Origin of the sequence: Rhodococcus ruber NBRC 15591 (genome assembly GCF_001894945.1) — a bacterium.
GTDB lineage: Bacteria > Actinomycetota > Actinomycetes > Mycobacteriales > Mycobacteriaceae > Rhodococcus > Rhodococcus ruber.
This window is the reverse complement of sequence record NZ_BCXE01000035.1, coordinates 121,196-138,796: the sequence shown is the minus strand read 5'-3', so window position 1 is coordinate 138,796 and position 17,601 is coordinate 121,196. Positions and strand designations below refer to the sequence as shown.

16 protein-coding genes are annotated in these 17,601 nt (G+C 70.4%); 6 read left to right on the top strand and 10 right to left on the bottom strand.

Going from position 1 to position 17,601, the window contains the following annotated elements; all coding sequences use genetic code 11:
- The first annotated feature begins 39 nt into the window (after positions 1-39).
- A complete protein-coding gene (locus RR3_RS21295) occupies positions 40-1,107 on the top strand; it encodes a DNA polymerase III subunit beta family protein (RefSeq protein WP_064066066.1) in 1,068 nt (355 codons plus the stop codon).
- Positions 1,104-1,589, top strand: a complete 486-nt coding sequence (locus RR3_RS21290; RefSeq protein WP_010595554.1) for a hypothetical protein — start codon at positions 1,104-1,106, stop codon at positions 1,587-1,589. The genes RR3_RS21295 and RR3_RS21290 overlap by 4 nt, the downstream gene beginning before the upstream one ends.
- A gap of 7 nt (positions 1,590-1,596) precedes the next feature.
- On the opposite strand, the gene RR3_RS21285 is transcribed toward RR3_RS21290, so the two are convergent.
- Together RR3_RS21285 and RR3_RS21280 are read right to left on the bottom strand one after the other, a co-directional pair.
- Positions 1,597-2,259, bottom strand: coding sequence for a response regulator (locus RR3_RS21285; RefSeq protein WP_064066065.1), 663 nt, complete (start codon positions 2,257-2,259; stop codon positions 1,597-1,599).
- Complete coding sequence (locus tag RR3_RS21280; protein ID WP_064066064.1) at positions 2,256-3,530, bottom strand: ATP-binding protein; 1,275 nt, start codon at positions 3,528-3,530, stop codon at positions 2,256-2,258. The genes RR3_RS21285 and RR3_RS21280 overlap by 4 nt, the downstream gene beginning before the upstream one ends.
- 133 nt (positions 3,531-3,663) lie before the next feature.
- On the opposite strand from RR3_RS21280, the gene RR3_RS21275 reads away from it, so the two are divergent.
- Positions 3,664-5,010 (top strand): PspC domain-containing protein, encoded by a 1,347-nt coding sequence (locus tag RR3_RS21275; RefSeq protein ID WP_064066063.1) that lies wholly within the window; start codon positions 3,664-3,666, stop codon positions 5,008-5,010.
- Positions 5,003-5,239: a hypothetical protein gene (locus RR3_RS21270; protein ID WP_010595558.1), complete on the top strand. Its 237-nt coding sequence runs from the start codon at positions 5,003-5,005 to the stop codon at positions 5,237-5,239. The genes RR3_RS21275 and RR3_RS21270 overlap by 8 nt, the downstream gene beginning before the upstream one ends.
- Positions 5,240-5,299: 60 nt before the next feature.
- On the opposite strand, the gene guaA is transcribed toward RR3_RS21270, so the two are convergent.
- The 4 genes from guaA to guaB all read right to left on the bottom strand — a co-directional run bounded on the left by guaA (position 5,300) and on the right by guaB (position 11,608).
- On the bottom strand, positions 5,300-6,871 hold the full coding sequence (gene guaA / locus RR3_RS21265; protein ID WP_010595559.1) for a glutamine-hydrolyzing GMP synthase: 1,572 nt from the start codon (positions 6,869-6,871) through the stop codon (positions 5,300-5,302).
- Positions 6,872-6,919: 48 nt separating this feature from the next.
- The gene (locus tag RR3_RS21260; protein ID WP_017679645.1) at positions 6,920-8,653 is read right to left on the bottom strand and encodes a GMC oxidoreductase; all 1,734 of its coding nucleotides are present in this window, start codon (positions 8,651-8,653) and stop codon (positions 6,920-6,922) included.
- Between the two features lie 204 nt (positions 8,654-8,857).
- The gene (locus RR3_RS21255; protein WP_010595561.1) at positions 8,858-9,997 is read right to left on the bottom strand and encodes a GuaB3 family IMP dehydrogenase-related protein; all 1,140 of its coding nucleotides are present in this window, start codon (positions 9,995-9,997) and stop codon (positions 8,858-8,860) included.
- Between the two features lie 87 nt (positions 9,998-10,084).
- Positions 10,085-11,608, bottom strand: coding sequence for an IMP dehydrogenase (guaB, locus tag RR3_RS21250; protein ID WP_029540128.1), 1,524 nt, complete (start codon positions 11,606-11,608; stop codon positions 10,085-10,087).
- A 276-nt stretch (positions 11,609-11,884) separates the two neighbouring features.
- Here guaB and RR3_RS21245 point away from each other — a divergent pair, with 276 nt between their 5' ends.
- Positions 11,885-12,295: a DUF5319 domain-containing protein gene (locus RR3_RS21245; RefSeq protein WP_003938028.1), complete on the top strand. Its 411-nt coding sequence runs from the start codon at positions 11,885-11,887 to the stop codon at positions 12,293-12,295.
- An 84-nt stretch (positions 12,296-12,379) separates the two neighbouring features.
- On the opposite strand, the gene RR3_RS21240 is transcribed toward RR3_RS21245, so the two are convergent.
- From RR3_RS21240 to RR3_RS21230, 3 genes are all read right to left on the bottom strand, one after another.
- Positions 12,380-13,471, bottom strand: a complete 1,092-nt coding sequence (locus RR3_RS21240) for an anti-sigma-D factor RsdA (RefSeq protein ID WP_064066062.1) — start codon at positions 13,469-13,471, stop codon at positions 12,380-12,382.
- Positions 13,464-14,042 (bottom strand): sigma-70 family RNA polymerase sigma factor, encoded by a 579-nt coding sequence (locus tag RR3_RS21235; RefSeq protein ID WP_010595565.1) that lies wholly within the window; start codon positions 14,040-14,042, stop codon positions 13,464-13,466. The genes RR3_RS21240 and RR3_RS21235 overlap by 8 nt, the downstream gene beginning before the upstream one ends.
- Positions 14,043-14,163: 121 nt before the next feature.
- Positions 14,164-15,006 (bottom strand): hypothetical protein, encoded by an 843-nt coding sequence (locus RR3_RS21230; protein WP_010595566.1) that lies wholly within the window; start codon positions 15,004-15,006, stop codon positions 14,164-14,166.
- A 500-nt stretch (positions 15,007-15,506) separates the two neighbouring features.
- Here RR3_RS21230 and RR3_RS21225 point away from each other — a divergent pair, with 500 nt between their 5' ends.
- Entirely contained in the window at positions 15,507-15,800 is a 294-nt protein-coding gene (locus RR3_RS21225; RefSeq protein ID WP_010595567.1) for a WhiB family transcriptional regulator, read from the top strand.
- A 111-nt stretch (positions 15,801-15,911) separates the two neighbouring features.
- Here RR3_RS21225 and groL read toward each other — a convergent pair whose 3' ends face one another.
- Positions 15,912-17,528, bottom strand: coding sequence for a chaperonin GroEL (gene groL / locus RR3_RS21220; RefSeq protein WP_010595568.1), 1,617 nt, complete (start codon positions 17,526-17,528; stop codon positions 15,912-15,914).
- Between the last annotated feature and the right edge of the window lie 73 nt (positions 17,529-17,601).

The window sequence follows — 17,601 nt, the reverse complement described above, 5'->3', positions numbered from 1 at the left end:
GCTTGACCTTCGGGTCGGCCGAAGCTCGATGATGGTGCCGTGACCCCCTCCCCAGACCTGATCACGATCGGCATCATGGCCCGGCTCAGCGGGCTCACCCCCGGAGCGCTGCGGTTCTACGGCGACTGCCGGCTGCTCGTGCCCGCCCTGGTCGATCCCGTCACCGGCTACCGGTACTACACGGTCGACCAACGCGAACGAGCGGTGACGATCCGTCAGCTCCGCGAACTCGACGTCCCGCTCGAGGATGTCGGCCGGATCCTCGACGGCGATGCCGAGTCCGGTGCCGCGCTGCTCGACGAACACGTCGCCGAACTGCATCGCCGGGCCGAGCGCGCGACCCGGCTGGCCTCCGACGTCAAGTCCCGCCTCACCGCCTTCGCGGCACCACCGGCGGTCGTCGTGCCGGGCCGGCTCCTCGCCGGCACCGTCGAACGCGTTCTTCCGTCCGTCGCCATGGATCCGGAAATTCCTTGCCTGACAGGCGTTCTCGTCGAGGTGGAGGCCGGGGCGGTGGTCCTGACGGCGACGAACCGTTACCGGCTGACCACCGGCTCGGTGACGGCCGCGGCCCGCACCGGGGACCCGTTCCGCACCGTCGCCGACAGCTCCGCGCTCCGCGGGACCGCCACGTGGCTGCGGGAACACGAGAACGTCGGCCTGGCTCTCGACGACTCGGGCGCGCTCACCCTCACCGGCGCCGACGGTGAGCGGCACCGCTGCCCGGCCGTCGACGGAACCTTCCCCGACTACCGCAGCATGCTCGGCGCCCTCGCCCCGCCGGTCACGCGGGCGATCGTGCACCGCGACGCCCTGGCCGGGGCCGTGCGCGACGCTGCGGCCGGCCCGATCGACCTTCGCGTGCGGGCGACGGCACTCACCGTCGGCCACCGGGGGCACGACCGCGTGCTGCCCGCCGACGTCACCGGCGCCGACCTGGATCTCGCCTTCGACCGGGACGGGCTGGGAGCCGCCCTCGACACCGCCGTCGGACCGGAGGTGCTGCTGGACATCGCCTCCTACGACCGGCCCGTCGTGATCCGCTCCGCCGCGGCCGGGGACCTGACCACGCTGGCCATGCCCGTCTGCCGGGAGGAACGGCCGTGACCACCGATCCCGACCCGATCATGGCCGCCGTCACCGAGGCGGTCACAGCCGCCCGCTCCGGCGACGACCCCACCGCCCGGACTCGGCTGGTGGCCTTGTGGGCGAGCGTGGGGCCGCACGGCGATCCCCTGCACCGCTGCGCCCTGGCCCACTACCTGGCAGATCTGTACGACGATCCCGCCGTCTCCCTCACCTGGGACCTCCGCGCCCTCGACGCGGCCGCGGCCCTCGACGACGACCGGCTCGCCCGGCACGACGCCGCGTTGCAGGTGCGGGCCTTCCAGCCGTCGCTGCACCTGAATCTCGCCGACGACTACCGGCGTCTCGGGTCCTTCGCGGTAGCCACGGAGCACTTGACGGCGGCCCGCGACTGCGTCGACATCCTGCCCGAGGACGGGTACGGCCGCACGGTACGCGCGGGGATCGAGCACGTCGCCGCGGCACTCGCGACCGGCTCGACCGCGCGGCTGCCCACGCACTGAACTCCGGTCAGTCGATCCGCCGCCGGTGCGCCCACCGGGTGAGGGCGTTGCGGTTGGACTGCTGGGTCTTGCGCAGCACGTTCGACGCGTGCGTTTCGACGGTCTTGACCGAGATCACCAGTTCCTCGGCGATCTCGCGGTAGGTGTAGCCGCGCGCGAGCAGGCGCAGCACCTCGAGCTCGCGAGGGGTGAGGGAATCGAGTTCGGGGTCGAGCGGCGGCTCCGGCACGCTCGAGCGGCCGGTGAACGAGTCCAGGACGAAACCGGCCAGACGCGGGCTGAACACTGCGTCCCCGCCGGCGACCCGTCGCACCGCGTCGGCCAGTTCGGCTCCCGAGATGGTCTTGGTGACGTACCCGCGGGCGCCGGCCCGGATCACGGCGATGACGTCCTCGGCGGCGTCGGACACGCTCAGCGCCAGGCACACCGGCCCGTCGGCGATCCGTCCGAGCACCGCCACCCCACCCCCGTCGGGCATGTGGACGTCGAGCAGGACCACGTCGGGGCGGGTGGCGTCGATTCCCGCGACCGCTTCCGCGACGGTGCCGGCCTCGCCGACGACCTCCATGTCGCCCTCCCGCCCGAGCTCGGCGCGCACCCCCGACCGGAACACGGCGTGGTCGTCGACCAGGAACACACGGAAACGGCGGGGGGCGTCGAGTGACGTCAAGTGGGCTGCTCCTCTGAACGGGCGTCGGTGCCCTCCCACTCTAGGGTCGTCGTGCGCTCCGCCCCGGTACCGGCACGGGGCATGTGGATGCGGATCTCCGTGCCCTTGCCAGGGTTCGAGCGCACGACGACCCGGCCGCCGCGACGCTCCACCCGGCCCCGGATCGAACGGGCCAGGCCCTGCCGGTCCTCCGGAACCGCGGATTCGTCGAAGCCGACGCCGCGGTCCCGGACGAAGACACTCACCTGTTCGGGTTCGACCTCGACGAACAGGTCCACGCTGTCCACCCGCGCATGCTTGGCCGCGTTGACCAGTGCCTCCCGGGTGGCACCGAGCAGGGCGGTGAACGACTCGGCGGTGAGGTTCTCGTCGTCGCCGGGTACCGCGTCGCCGACGATCACCGGCGCCACCGACACCCCGTACTGATCCTCCACCTCGCCGGCGATGGTGCGCAGCGCCTCGGCCAGGCTGGTGTGCGGGGTCTCGCCACCGCCGAACAGCCAGCGGCGCAACTCGCGCTCCTGGCTGCGTGCGAGGCGCAGCACCTCCTGCGAGTCGTCCGCCTGCTTCTGGATCAGGGCGAGCGTCTGCAACACCGAATCGTGCAGGTGCGACGCGATCTCCTCGCGTTCCTCGTTGCGGACGCGGGCGGCGCGTTCCGCCTCCAGCGCGCGCCACATCCGCACCCACAGCGGGACCGACAGCAGGCCGGCCCCGACCAGTGTCACCAGCACCGCCAGCACCGACGAGCGCAGGGCCGCCACGTCGACCTGCGCGAGGATCACGACGCCGAGCCCGAGCACGATGAGCGAGGCGCCGCCGACCACCCGCGCCCAGGTGAGCACGGTCGGGCGCGCGGGCAGGCCCAGCACCGAACGCGGTCCCTCCGCGTCGAACTCGCGCCAGACCAGCGCGGCGCCCACCGCCACCACGACGACGGGTGCGATCACCGAGCCCACGCCCCCGTTGAGCAGCCACGAAAGCCCCACGGCCAGGCCCACTCCGATGACCGCAAGGCCCAGGGCCCGGCGCCGTTCGGTCGGTGACGGCGGTTCGGTGTCCGAGCCCTGCGGTGTGAGGACCCACAGCAACCCGTAGGCGACGATGCCCAGGCCGGCGAGCGCGGCCAGCACCGTGAACGCCACCCGCACCTTGAGTACGTCGACCCCGAGATGGTCGGCGAGACCGCCGGCCACGCCGCCCACGACCCGGCCACCGACCCGGCGCTCGAGGCGGGGGGTGGGCAGGGGTGGGTAGGGAACCGGCTGCATACCTTCGATACTGGCACGCCTACCCCGTCCCGGGCATCGGGGACGAACCCTGAACCGGCGACCGCCCACCGGCGCGGAAATCAGGGTCGGTCCCTGATGCGCGACGGGGCGGCGGTCCAGAAGGATGTGGTTCATGAACACGCGAAGCTTCCCCGAGCAGCTCTCGGACATGTGGCGCACCCGTCCGGTCCGGCTGCCACGACAGGGCCACGTCGCCGGGGTGTGCGCGGGCATCGGCGTGCGATACGACGTGGATCCGGTGCTGATCCGCGTGGCGTTCGTCGTGTCCACCTTCTTCGGCGGTGCCGGCCTGGTGCTGTATCTGGCGGGCTGGCTGCTGCTGCCGCGCTACGGCGATCAGGTCTCCCCCGCCGAATCCCTCGTCGGCCGCGGCCAGAGCTCCGAATCGAGCACCAAGGTCGTGGTGCTGCTGGTGGTGCTGGCCGTCGCGGCGAGTGCCTTCGGTCCGCTGGGCGCCGGGGTGGGCGGCTCCGGATTCGTCAGCATGGTGCTGATGCTCGGCGGTCTGTGGCTGCTGTACCAACGCCGGCCGGAACCACCGGTCCTGCCCGGGGCACCGCAGCTGTTCCCCCAGAACCCCTTCCAGGCGCCGTTCCAGCAGAGTCAGTACCAGCAGAGTCAGTACCAGCAGAGTCAGTACCAGCAGGCGCCCTTCGCGCAGCACACCGGCGCCCCCGGGCCCGCACCGGCGGACCCGGACTTCTGGACGAAGCCGGAACCGGAATCACCCCGGACCGGTGCGCAGTCCCCCGGGCCGGAACCGGCACCCCCGCAGGATCCGTTGCTGCAGCGCCCCACGCCACCGTCGTGGGATCCGCTCGGTGTCGCACCGTTCGCATGGGACCTGCCCGAGCCGACGCCCACGACGGCCGTAGTGCCCGCGAAACAGCCGCGTTCCCGGCTGACCACGACCGTGCTGGGCCTGGCGGTGCTCGCCGCGGCGGCCGCGGGCGCGGTGGCGTCCGCCGGCGAGGTCGCGTGGCTCACCCCCGCGCGGATCGGTGCGATCGCGCTCGCGGTGATCGGACTCGGCCTGCTCGTCGGGGCGTTCCTGCACCGCGGTTACGGACTGCTGGTGGTGACGGGTCCCCTGCTCGGGTTCGTGGTGCTCGCCTCCCTCGTCGGACCGATCGACACCTCGTCGTGGGGGGAACAGTTGTACTCGCCCCGCACCGCCGCGGAACTGCAACCGGCGTACTCGGTGCAGATGGGCGCTCTGCAACTGGACCTGCGTGGACTCGAACTCACCGAGGACGAGACCGTCTCCGTCGAGACCCGATTCGGCGCCACCGAGATCCTGCTGCCGCAGAACCTCGACGTCGACGTCGTCTGCACCGAGCGGGCTTCGAACCCGTGCACGATCCAGGGCCTCGACGGCGGCGACGACGGCGTCGGCGGACCGGTCCTGACCCTGAATCTCGACACCGCATTCGGCAACTCGGAGGTGCGCCGTGGCTGACACCGACTACACCGACCCCACCGAGCCGACGTCCGGCGCCCGGCGACGGGGCCCGTCGATCCTGATGCTGCTCTCCGCGATCGCGGCGCTGGCCGTCAGCGCATGGGCGCTGATCGGGCCGTTCTCCCTCGAGCCGCTCGCGAACGTCGAGTTCCGCTGGCTGCTCGTCGCGCTCGCCGTGGTCGTCGGCGCCGCCCTGGTGTTCGCGCCGGGCAAGAAGAAGCGCTGACCGCACCGTCCCGGAACGCACTGCGCCCTTCGGATCCGATCCGAAGGGCGCAGCCGCGTCTCACTCCCACTCGATGGTGCCCGGCGGCTTGCTCGTGACGTCGAGGACGACGCGGTTGACGTCGGGCACCTCGTTGGTGATGCGGGTGGAGATGCGCTCGAGGGCCTCGTACGGCAGGCGGGTCCAGTCCGCGGTCATCGCGTCCTCGCTGGAGACCGGGCGCAGCACGATCGGGTGGCCGTAGGTACGGCCGTCGCCCTGGACGCCCACGCTCCGCACGTCGGCGAGCAGCACCACCGGGCACTGCCAGATCTGCTTGTCGAGACCGGCGGCCGTGAGCTCCTCCCGGGCGATGGAGTCGGCGCGACGCAGGATCGCGAGCCGTTCGCGGGTGACCTCGCCGATGATGCGGATGCCCAGGCCCGGGCCGGGGAAGGGCTGGCGGCCGACGATCTCCTCCGGCAGGCCGAGTTCGCGCCCGACTGCCCGCACCTCGTCCTTGAACAGCAGCCGCAGCGGCTCGACCAGCGCGAACTGCAGATCCTCGGGCAGGCCACCGACGTTGTGGTGGCTCTTGATGTTCGCGGTGCCGGTGCCGCCACCGGACTCGACGACGTCCGGGTACAGGGTGCCCTGCACCAGGAACTCGACGGTGTCGCCGTGGGCGGCGTTCTCTCCGAGCACCTCCGAGACGGCACCTTCGAAGCTGCGGATGAACTCGCGGCCGATGATCTTGCGCTTGGTCTCCGGATCCGTCACGCCGGCCAGTTCCCGCAGGAACGTGTCGGCGGCGTCCACGGTGACGAGCCTCGCCCCGGTCGCGGCGACGAAGTCCTTCTCGACCTGCTGTCGTTCGCCCTCGCGCATCAGGCCGTGGTCGACGAACACACACGTCAGCCGGTCGCCGATGGCGCGCTGCACCAGGGCTGCGGCGACCGCGGAGTCGACCCCGCCGGACAGGCCGCAGATGGCGCGCCCGTCACCGACCTGCTCGCGGATCTGTTCGATCAGGGCCTCGGCGATGTTCGCGGCCGTCCAGGCGGCGGGGATACCGGCGATGTCGTGCAGGAAGCGGCTGAGCACCTGCTGGCCGTGCGGGGAATGCAGGACCTCGGGGTGGTACTGCACGCCGGCGAGCCGGCGCGCGCGGTCCTCGAACGCGGCCACGGGCGCGCCGGGACTGCTGGCGGTCACCTCGAAGCCGTCCGGCGCGGCGGTGACTCCGTCGCCGTGGCTCATCCACACGGGCTGCGTCGCGGGCAGTCCGTCGTGCAGGACACCCCCGGTGACGGACATCTCGGTGCGCCCGTACTCGCGGTTGCCGGTGTGTGCGACGGTGCCGCCGAGCGCCTGGGCCATGGCCTGGAAGCCGTAGCAGATGCCGAACACCGGGACGTCCAGGTCGAACAGTTTCGGGTCGAGTTGCGGTGCGCCCTCGGCGTAGACGCTGGAGGGGCCGCCGGAGAGCACCACGGCGAGCGGGTCGCGGGCCGCGATCTCCTCCACCGGCGTGGTGTGCGGCACGACCTCGGAGTAGACCTTGGCTTCGCGGACGCGGCGGGCGATCAGCTGCGCGTACTGGGCTCCGAAGTCGACGACGAGGACCGGCCTGGACTGCTGGGTTTGCGACACCCGAACAGTCTAGAGGTCCGGTCCTCGTCCAACGAACGGCGGTTCGGGTCAGGCGACGCCGGACGCGGACCCGGTGCGAACCTCGACGATCGGCAGCGACAGCGCGCCCGGAGCGCCCGCCGGCACGACCGGCTTGTTCGGGGCGATCGGGTCCAGCCGGCGGTAGCCCTCCCCCTGGCCGGGACGCAGGTCCTGCTCCCCCTTGTTCGGCCACAGCGCCGCCGCGCGCTCGGCCTGCGCCGCGATGGTCAGCGACGGATTGACCCCGAGGTTGGCCGAGACGGCGGCCCCGTCCACGACGCTCAGCGTCGGGTATCCGTACACGCGGTGGTACGGGTCGATGACGCCGTGCTCGGGATCGGTGCCGATCACGCAGCCACCGAGGAAGTGCGCGGTGAGCGGGACGTTGAAGATCTCCCCCCAGGTGCCGCCCGGGACGCCGTCGATCTTCTCGGCGATCCGGCGGGTGGCCTCGTTGCCGACGGGAATCCACGTCGGGTTGGGGTGCCCGTGGCCCTGCCGGCTGGTGACCTTGCGGCGACCGAACAAGCCCTTCTTGGTGTAGGTGACGATCGAGTTGTCCAGGTTCTGCATGACCAGGGCGATGATGGTGCGCTCGCTCCAGTCCTTGACGCTGAGCATCCGGGCCATCTGGACCGGGTTCTTCACCACCTGGCCGAGGAACTTCAGCCAGCGTGGGGTGCGGCCGCCGCCGTCGGTCATCAACGTCTGCAGCAGACCCATCGCGTTCGAACCCTTGCCGTAGCGGACCGGCTCGATGTGGGTGTCGGCAGTGGGATGGAACGACGACGTGATCGCCACACCGCGGGTGAGGTCGAGGTCCGGGTCGACGCTCATCTTCCCGGCGCCGACGATCGACTCGGAGTTGGTGCGGGTCAGATGACCCAGCCGGTCGGACAGTTCCGGCAGGGCGCCGGTGTCCTTGAGGTGGTGCAGGAGATGCTGGGTGCCCCACGTGCCGGCGGCGAGGACGACGTGCCCGGCCGTGTAGGTACGACGGTTCTTCCGCTTCCACGCGCCGGTGCGCTCGGTGTCGACGTCCCACGTGCCGTCGGGGGCCTGGCGCAGGCCGGTGACCGTGGTGAGGGGGACGATCTCGGCGCCGGCCCGTTCGGCGAGCCCGAGATAGTTCTTCAGCAGTGTGTTCTTGGCGCCGTGCCGGCATCCGGTCATGCACTCGCCGCATTCGATGCAGCCCGTGCGGTCGGGGCCGACACCGCCGAAGTACGGGTCGGCGACGGTACGCCCGGGCTCCCCGAAGTACACCCCCACCGGGGTCTGGATGAAGGTGTCGCCCACGCCCATGTCCGCGGCGACGGACTTGACGATCTCGTCCGCGGGGGTCATGTGCGGGTTCTGCACCACGCCGAGCATGCGACGTGCCTGGTCGTAGAAGGGGCTGAGCTCGTCGTTCCAGTCGGTGATGTGTGCCCACTGGCCGTCTTCGAAGAACGGAGCCGGCGGCTTGTAGAGGGTGTTGGCGTAGTTGAGGGAGCCACCGCCGACGCCGGCTCCGGCGAGGATGAGGACGTCGTGCAGCAGATGGATCCGCTGGATACCGAAGCACCCCAGCTTGGGTGCCCACAGGAATCGCTTGAGATCCCAGCTGGTCTTCGCGAAGTCGGCGTCGGCGAAGCGCCGGCCCGCTTCGAGGATGCCGACCCTGTACCCCTTCTCCACGAGCCGCAGGGCCGTCACACTTCCACCGAACCCCGATCCGACGATGAGGACGTCGTAGTCCGTCGCGCGCTGCTCACCCACCGAAACACCTCCATGAAGCTGGTTGTTACTCACCAGTATGCACGGGCTTGCTGTGACCATTGCCACAAGGGTGCCCTAACTGTAACCATGAGTTCCATAAACCGCAGGTGAGGGCTGGAAACGGCTGTGGCCGAATGTCACATCGCGTCGATCGATCGACGCGATGTGACATTCGGCCACAGCGGGTAAGGGGGTAGCGGCGGGTCAGGCGCGGACGGTCAGGCCGACCTTCTGGAACTCCTTGAGGTCCGAGTAACCCGACTTCGCCATCGCACGGCGCAGACCGCCGACCAGGTTCAGCGAGCCGAACGGATCGTCGGACGGACCGGTGAGCACGCGGTCCAGGCTCGGGCGCTCGTCGTAGGCGACCTGCAGCAGCGCGCCGCGCGGCACGGACGGATGCGCACTCGCCGACGGCCAGTACCAGCCCCGGCCCGGGGCCTCGGCCGATACCGCGAGGGGGGCACCGAGCACGGCGGCGTCGGCACCGCAGGCGATGGCCTTGGCCAGGTCGCCCGAGGTCTCGATGTCGCCGTCGGCGATGACGTGGACGTACCGGCCACCGGTTTCGTCCAGGTAGTCGCGACGGGCGGCGGCCGCGTCGGCGATCGCCGTCGCCATGGGCACTCCGATGCCCAGTACCTCGCTGGTGGTGGTGGCGCCCGCTGTCGAGCCGTAGCCGACGACGACGCCCGCCGCTCCGGTACGCATCAGGTGCAGCGCGGTGCGGTGATCGCTCACACCACCCGCGACGACCGGCACGTCCAGCTCGGAGATGAACGTCTTGAGGTTCAGCGGCTCGCTCTCACCGTGCGCCACGTGCTCCGCGGAGATGATGGTCCCGTGGATGACCAGCAGGTCGAGGCCGGCCTTCACCAGGTGCGGAGTCAGCGCCCGCGCATTCTGCGGGCTGACCCGCACGGCCGTGGTCACGCCGGCATCGCGCACCTGCGCGATCGCGGCAGCGAGTAAATCGGGCTGCAGCGGGGCCGCGTGGAGCTTCTGCAGGTGCGCGATCGCCGCTGCCGGGTCCGGGTCGGACTCGGCGATGCCGACGAGGCGTTCGATCTCGGCATCGACATCGGCGTGCCGGCCCCACAGGCCCTCACCGTTGATGACGCCGAGGCCACCGGCCTTGCCCAGTTGCACCGCGAAGGACGGCGAGACCAGCGCGTCGGTGGGATGGGCGAGCAGCGGGATGTCGAATCGGTACGCGTCGAGCTGCCAAGCCGTCGACACCTCCTTCGAGGAGCGCGTCCGGCGGGACGGCACGATGTTGATGTCGTCCAGCTCGTAGGTGCGTCGGGCGGTTCGCCCCATGCCGATTTCAACCAGGTCGCGCACGCGCGTCCCTTTCTTCTCAGGTAGATGCCCCCACCGGACACTCCGGCGGGGGCCGATCGCGGACTCTTGCTCTACCGAACCACTGCTCTACCGAACCACGTAGTTCGGCGCTTCGGCCGTGATCGTGATGTCGTGGGGATGGCTCTCCTTCAGACCCGCCGCCGTGATCTGCACGAACTGCGCCTCCTGCAGTTGTTCGATGGTGGCGGCACCGGCGTAGCCCATCGCTGCCCGCAGGCCGCCGATCAGCTGGTGCGTGACCTGCTGCAGCGGACCACGGAACGGCACACGACCTTCGATGCCCTCGGGCACCAGCTTGTCCTCGGAGAGCACGTCGTCCTGGAAGTAACGGTCCTTCGAGTACGACTTGCCCGCGCCCCGGCTCTGCATCGCGCCGAGCGAACCCATGCCGCGGTAGCTCTTGAACTGCTTGCCGTTGACGAGGATCAACTCACCCGGCGATTCGGCCGTGCCGGCCAGCAGGGAGCCGAGCATGGCCGTGGAGGCGCCGGCGGCGAGCGCCTTGGCGACGTCGCCGGAGAACTGCAGGCCGCCGTCGGCGATGACCGGGACGCCCGCGGGCTTGGCGGCGGCGACGGCCTCGAGGATGGCGGTGATCTGCGGCGCGCCGACGCCCGCGATGACGCGGGTGGTGCAGATGGAGCCGGGACCCACGCCGACCTTCACGGCGTCCACACCGGCCTCGATGAGCGCTGCGGCACCCGCCCGGGTCGCGACGTTGCCGCCGATGATCTGGACCCGATCGCCGACCTCGGCCTTGAGCTTGGCGATCATCCCGAGAACACCCGCGGAGTGACCGTGGGCGCTGTCGACCACGAACACGTCCACCCCGGCGTCCGCCAGGGTCATGGCCCGGGACCACGCGTCGTCGCCCACGCCGACCGCGGCACCGACGAGCAGGCGACCGTCGCGGTCCTTGGTGGCGTCGGGGTGCTGCTCGGTCTTGACGAAGTCCTTGACGGTGATCAGTCCGGTCAGGCGACCCTGCCCGTCGACGATCGGCAGCTTCTCGATCTTGTGACGGCGCAGCAACCCGAGGGCGGCTTCGGCGGTGACACCCTCCTGGGCGGTCACCAGCGGCGCCTTGGTCATGACCTCCGCGACCGGGCGGTTCTGGTCGACCTCGAACCGCATGTCCCGGTTGGTGATGATGCCGACGAGCTGGCCCTCGTCGTCGGTGACGGGCAGCCCCGAGATGCGGAAGCGCGCACACATGGCGTCGACCTCGGCGAGGGTGGCGGTCGGCTTGCAGGTGACCGGGTCGGTGACCATGCCCGCCTCGGACCGCTTCACGGTCTCGACCTGCGCGGCCTGCGCCTCGGCGGACAGATTGCGGTGCAGGACGCCCATACCCCCGGCGCGGGCCATCGCGATGGCCATGCGCGACTCGGTGACGGTGTCCATCGCGGAACTGACCAGCGGAACCCGGAGACGGATGTCCCGGGTCAGCTGGCTCGACGTGTCCACCTGGCTCGGGATGACGTCCGACGCGGCCGGCAGCAGCAGCACGTCGTCGAAGGTCAGACCCAGCATGGCGACCTTGTCCGGGTCGTCACCGCCGGTATGCACGTGCCCTCCGGTACTCCTCATGCGGTTCGGACCCTCCATGACGCGTCGATACGGTGCGGGCGGGTGGCCCCCGGCCCGGCATCGGTGATTACGGAACACAATGTCGTGAAAGACAATGGTGCGAGCGGTGCGCACCGTTCCCCGGACGCTCCGAACAACGATGCCCTGCTCGTGAACTATCGTATCGGTTCACCGGGACCGGCACACACGCGCATCCGCACGCGTACACGAAGGTCCGCGGGAAGTCCACGGTGTGACGGCTGGCGCGGACCCCGTCGGACTGCGTACCGTGGAGTCGTGCGTGATCAGTTGCCTCCCGGTCTGCCACCGGACCCATTCGCTGGAGATCCCGACGATCCGTCCGCCGCACTGGACGCCATCGAGCCGGGTCAGCCGCTCGACCCTGCCGAGCGGCTGGCCGTCGAGGAGGATCTTGCCGACCTCGCGGTGTACGAAGCGCTGCTGTCGCCGCGCGGCGTCCGCGGCCTGGTGGTGTGCTGCGAGGACTGCCATCAGGATCACTACCACGACTGGGACATGCTGCGGGCGAACCTGCTGCAGTTGCTTGTCGACGGTACGGTCCGGCCGCACGAGCCGGCCTACGATCCCTCCCCCGATGCCTATGTGACATGGGACTACTGCCGCGGCTACGCGGATGCGTCGATGAACGAGGCGCTACCGGTCGACCCGTACGGCCTCGACTCCTAGAAGAAGCCTCCGCACCAGAAGAAGCCTCCGCACCACGGGAAGGGCCCGCCGGGACACACGTCCGGCGGGCCCTTCTCGTCACGTCTACTCCGAAGGTGCGGGCACCGTGTACTCCGAAGGTGCGGGCACCGTGTACTCCGAAGGTGCGGGCACCGCGGTGATCGTCTGGCTGATCGACTGCTGCTCCAGCGAGGTGGACGGCGCCGGTGCCGACGCCGACGGGGTCGTGGTCGGCGCAGCGGTCGGCGCGGTGGTGGGCTCCGGCGTCACCGGTGGGCTCGTCGGTCCGGTGGACGGGGGCGGAGTGACGGGGGACGGTTCCGGACTGGGTGCCGGCTGCGACGACGGCGGCACCAGATCGACGCCGGGTGCCTCGGTGGACGTCGCCGGGGGCACCGTTCCCGTACCGGGTGTCGTACCGGCGATGGTGGGGTCCACGGTCGACGGGGTCGTCGGAGTGGTCGGCACCGGCGCGGGAATCACCTGCGTCGACTGGACCGGGGGCGCGGGCAGCACGGGCGGAGGCGGGGGCGGAAGGAGCTTGCTCAACTCGGTGGTGAGCCGCTGCACCCAGTCACCCAGCTGGTCCCGCTGGCCGGCGTCGGTGACCGATCCGGACCGCTGCTGCGCCGACTGGATCAGTTCCTGCGCGCCTTCCGTGTCGCCGACGGCGAGCCGCTGCTCGGCCTCCTGCAGCGTGGAGGCGGTGTCGATCCGGGCGACCGTCGACTCGGCCTGCTCACTGAAGACGACCTGCTTGACACTCCACAGCGGGTCGCCGGGTTCGGCCTGGTAGGACACGGCGGTCGCACCACCGACGGCGATGGCGATCAGGGCGGCGGCGCCGGCGATGGGCCGGATCAGGCGGAGCTGGGTGCGGGCGCGGGAGCGGCGCTCGGCGAGTGCGTCGCGGGCACCGATCTCCCGGTTGACCGCGGCGACGATCTCGTCGAGATCCGGCTCGGAAGGAAGCGGATCGGCCAGGATCTCGGCACGCCAGCCCGCAAGAAGGGTGGCGAGCTCGTATTCCTCGGTCGTCTCGGTGGGCACCGGTCCGTCCCCGGAGATCGCGTCGATGAGGGCGTCGTCACGGCGCACGGCCGCAATGTCCACGGGGGTGCCGTCGTCGGCGAGATCGGCGAAGAAATCGTCATCCGCGCCGTGCTTCCTACCCATTTCTCTCACCTGCTCTCGTCACTTCCTTCTTCAGTCGGGCGATGGCACGGTGCTGCGCCACTCGAATGGCCCCTGCCGTACTTCCCACCGCTGCTGCCGTTTCTTCCGCGGACAGGCCCACCACGAGCCGCAGGACCAAGATCTCCCGCTGCTTCTCCGGAAGCGTGCCCAGCAGCTGCTTCATCTGCCGGCTCGTCTCCGCATTGAGCGCCTGCTCCTCCGGACTGTCGTCCAGCGACATCGACTCGGGTACCTCCGCGACCGGATCCGCCCGGTTGCGGGCGGCGCTGCGGTGCGCGTCGGCGACCTTGTGTGCCGCGATCCCGTACACGAATGCCATGAAGGGGCGTCCCTGGTCCTGATACCGCGGCAACGCCGTCATCACGGCCAGGCACACCTCCTGCGCTACGTCGTCCGCGGAGAGCTGGCCACGCTCCGCGGCTCCGACCCGTGCCCGGCAGTACCGGACGACCAAGGGCCGGATGGTTCTCAGAACCTGAGCGAGGGCCGTCCGATCTCCCTGCGCAGCCGCAGCGACAGCGGAGTCCAACTCCTCACCCATGACAGTCATCGATTGCGCAAGTCCTGGCGTTACAAAGTGACACGACCCCCCGGCCGGGTGTGCTTCCACTTGCAGTGGAACATCCCCAGACTAGCGACACGACCGGACGGAACGGACGCACGGATGGCTTCTAGACCCGGATCGTTGCGAATCTCCCACCGCGCCGGACGACGAGTGCCGCCGACTCGTCGCGCACGCGCCGAGCCGCCTCCCCGCCCCCGAGCCCGTCCCACAGCATCGCGGCCGCCCAGCGCAGCGGGACCAGACCGAGCGCGGTACTACGGTCGAGTACGTCGAGGCACAGGTCCCGGGCGGGCGTGAGATCGGACTCCCCGGTCCACGAGGCGGCCCGCAGCAGATCGGATTTGACCAGGTGCCGGACCGAGCCGCTGCGTTCGGCCTCGGCCGCGGCCGCAGCCGAACGCCGACGGGCGGTGGCGAAGTCCCCGGAAGCCAGGGCAGTCTCCGCGCAGACCCAGTGCAGGCGCACACGCTGGCGCCGGAACACCGCGCCGTGCACGCCTTCGGCGGCGTCGAGAGCGGCAGCGCAACGGTCCAGCAGCCGGACGGCCGGCCGGATCCGGCCGCACCCGAGCGCGTCCGCCGCCAGCCCCGTGAGGGCGTCGCACCGAGCCTCGACGGTCCACGAGGAATACCGCGGGGCGTCGGCGAGCGCCGCGGCCGCCCGTCCGTCGAGGACGGCGGCCTCGCGGTGCCGGCCGAGCTGACGCAGCAGCGACGCCTCGGTGCTCGCCGCCAGGGACGCGAGCGCTCCGTCCGGACCCGTGGCGCGGCGGAGCCGGGTCAGCTCCGCGCGGGCGGCGGCGTAGCGACCCTGACCGCCCAGGGCGACGGCCCGGTGCCACGACGCGACGCGATCCCCGCCGGGCGGGAGAGGGAACAGGTCCGGCCGGGCACCGAATGCCGCCGAGGCGAGCGTGGACGTGTCGGACGGCAGGGCGGTGACGGGCACGAGGCCATGATCGCACCCCTTCGCCTCCGTCCGGCGGGGAGGTGGAGTGCATTCCGAGAAATATGCACCGACGGCGCATCAATTACTTCCGTGCTTCGGCCGGTTGAACATCCGGTTTACGTTTTGTTAATTACAGACACGGTGTCGGTACGAAAGATGCGCACGCCGTGGCAATTTTCGGCCCCGGCGAACCGGACGGATGCCTTCCGGCACCCAGCGCAGGGCCTATAGTCCCTGATCGGGGCCATTCCGGGAACCGGAGGACGGCACGCACCGTGGAGGCGCACACCCTCAGGACACAATCACGGATCAGCCACGATGTAAATATTTCGGCGGTTAATTCTCGCAGATCGGGATATGGAAATTGCCACTCCGCGAAAGTGTTGACTCCATTTCCTCGCCACCTTTACGGTTACGAAGCCTGAACAACTGCTTTGGGGGGAAAGACCTTCCGCCCACGGTCCGCTCGCCTCGGGCGAGCACGCTGCAAAGGAGTACCCATGCCTGCACCACACCACTTGCCCGGACCGAACGCGGACGTCTGGGATTGGCAGATGCACGGACTGTGTCGTGGGGTGGACTCCTCGATGTTCTTCCACCCGGACGGTGAGCGCGGCCGGGCCAGGGCGCAGCGCGAGAGCCGGGCCAAGGAGATGTGCCGGCAGTGCCCGGTGCTCGTGCAGTGCCGGGAGCACGCTCTGGCGGTGTCCGAGCCGTACGGCATCTGGGGCGGCATGTCCGAGACCGAACGGGAGATGTACGCGCGGCACCGACGACGGCGGATCGCGGTCTGACCGGCCCGCCGGACGACACCACGAGACGACGAAGCCCCGCACGGATTGTTCCGTGCGGGGCTTCGCAGTTCCCGGGTACCCGGCCGACTCCGCGGCCGGGCACCCGGCTCGCTAGTGAGCGTGACCGTGGCCGTGACCGGCCTCGGGCGCCTCCTCCGGCTTGTCGACGACGGCGCTCTCCGTGGTCAGCACCATCCGCGCCACCGAGGACGCGTTGACGACCGCGGACCGGGTCACCTTGACCGGATCCACGACACCGTCGGCGAGCAGGTCACCGTAGGTGAGGGTGGCTGCGTTGAACCCGGACCCGGCGGGGGCCTCGGACACCTTGTTCACCACGACCGACCCGTCGAGGCCGGCGTTAGCGGCGATCCAGTACAGCGGGGCCGCGAGCGCGGCGCGCAGCACGGCGACACCCGTGGCCTCGTCACCCGAGAGCGAGTTCTCGAGCGCGTCCAGCTCCCGGGCGGCCTGCACGAGCGCCGAACCACCACCGGGCACGATGCCCTCTTCGACCGCGGCCTTGGCGGCGTTGACAGCGTCCTCGACACGGAACTTGCGCTCCTTGAGGTCGGTCTCGGTGGCTGCACCCACCTTGATCACCGCGACGCCGCCGGAGAGCTTCGCGAGCCGCTCCTCGAGCTTCTCCCGGTCCCAGTCGGAATCGGTGGCCTCGATCTCGCGACGCAGCTGCGCGACGCGGTTCTCGATGTCCTGTTGCGTACCGGCACCGTCCACGATCGTGGTGCTGTCCTTGGTGACCACCACCCGGCGGGCCGAACCGAGCAGGTCGAGACCGGCATCCTTCAGGGTCAACCCGACGTCGGAGTTGATGACGGTGCCGGCGGTGACGACGGCGAGGTCGTCGAGGAACGCCTTGCGGCGGTCACCGAAGAACGGCGCCTTGACCGCGACGGCCTTGAGGGTCTTGCGGATGGAGTTGACCACGAGGGTGGAGAGCACCTCCCCCTCGACGTCCTCCGCGATGATCAGGACGGGCTTGCCGTTCTCGGCGATCTTCTCGAGCAGCGGCAGGAAATCGGGCAGGGAGCCGATCTTGTCGCGGTAGAGGAGGATGACGGCATCCTCGAGCACCGCCTGCTGTGCGTCGATGTCGGTGATGAAGTAGGGCGACAGGAAGCCCTTGTCGAACTGGACGCCCTCGGTGACGACGAGCTCGGTCTGGAGCGTCGAGGACTCCTCGACGGTGACGACACCGTCCTTGCCGACGGTGCTCAGGGCCTCGCCGACCATGTTGCCGATCTCCTCGTCGCGCGAGGAGACGGTGGCGACCTGGGCGATGGCTTCCTTGCCCTCGACCGGGGTGGCGGCGGCGAGGAGTGCCTCCGACACCTTCTCGGCGGCCCGGCCGATGCCGCTGCCGAGCGCAATGGGATTGGCGCCGGCCGCGACGTTCTTCAGGCCGGCCTTGATGATGGCCTGGGCGAGCACCGTGGCGGTGGTGGTGCCGTCACCGGCGACGTCGTTGGTCTTGGTGGCAACGCTCTTGACCAGCTGGGCGCCGAGGTTCTCGAACGGGTCCTCCAGCTCGATCTCCCGGGCGATGCTGACGCCGTCGTTGGTGACGGTCGGACCGCCGAACGCCTTGGCGAGCACCACGTGCCGACCACGCGGGCCGAGGGTGACCTTGACGGCGTCGGCGAGCTGATCGACGCCACGCTCGAGTGCCCGCCGCGCGGTCTCGTTGAACTCGATTTGCTTGGACATGTTCTCCGACTACTCCTGGAACGAAGGATCCGGAACGGATTCCGCCCCGGGTCCGAGACGGAACTCCGGGGCG

What these genes read in the sequence shown, in the direction of transcription:
- RR3_RS21275 (WP_064066063.1), top strand. Translation starts at nt 3,664, where the DNA reads ATGAACACGCGAAGCTTCCCCGAGCAGCTCTCGGACATGTGGCGCACC.
- RR3_RS21240 (WP_064066062.1), bottom strand. Translation starts at nt 13,471, where the DNA reads ATGGGTAGGAAGCACGGCGCGGATGACGATTTCTTCGCCGATCTCGCC.
- groL (WP_010595568.1), bottom strand. Translation starts at nt 17,528, where the DNA reads ATGTCCAAGCAAATCGAGTTCAACGAGACCGCGCGGCGGGCACTCGAG.
- RR3_RS21235 (WP_010595565.1), bottom strand. Translation starts at nt 14,042, where the DNA reads ATGACTGTCATGGGTGAGGAGTTGGACTCCGCTGTCGCTGCGGCTGCG.
- guaB (WP_029540128.1), bottom strand. Translation starts at nt 11,608, where the DNA reads ATGAGGAGTACCGGAGGGCACGTGCATACCGGCGGTGACGACCCGGAC.
- RR3_RS21280 (WP_064066064.1), bottom strand. Translation starts at nt 3,530, where the DNA reads ATGCAGCCGGTTCCCTACCCACCCCTGCCCACCCCCCGCCTCGAGCGC.
- RR3_RS21225 (WP_010595567.1), top strand. Translation starts at nt 15,507, where the DNA reads ATGCCTGCACCACACCACTTGCCCGGACCGAACGCGGACGTCTGGGAT.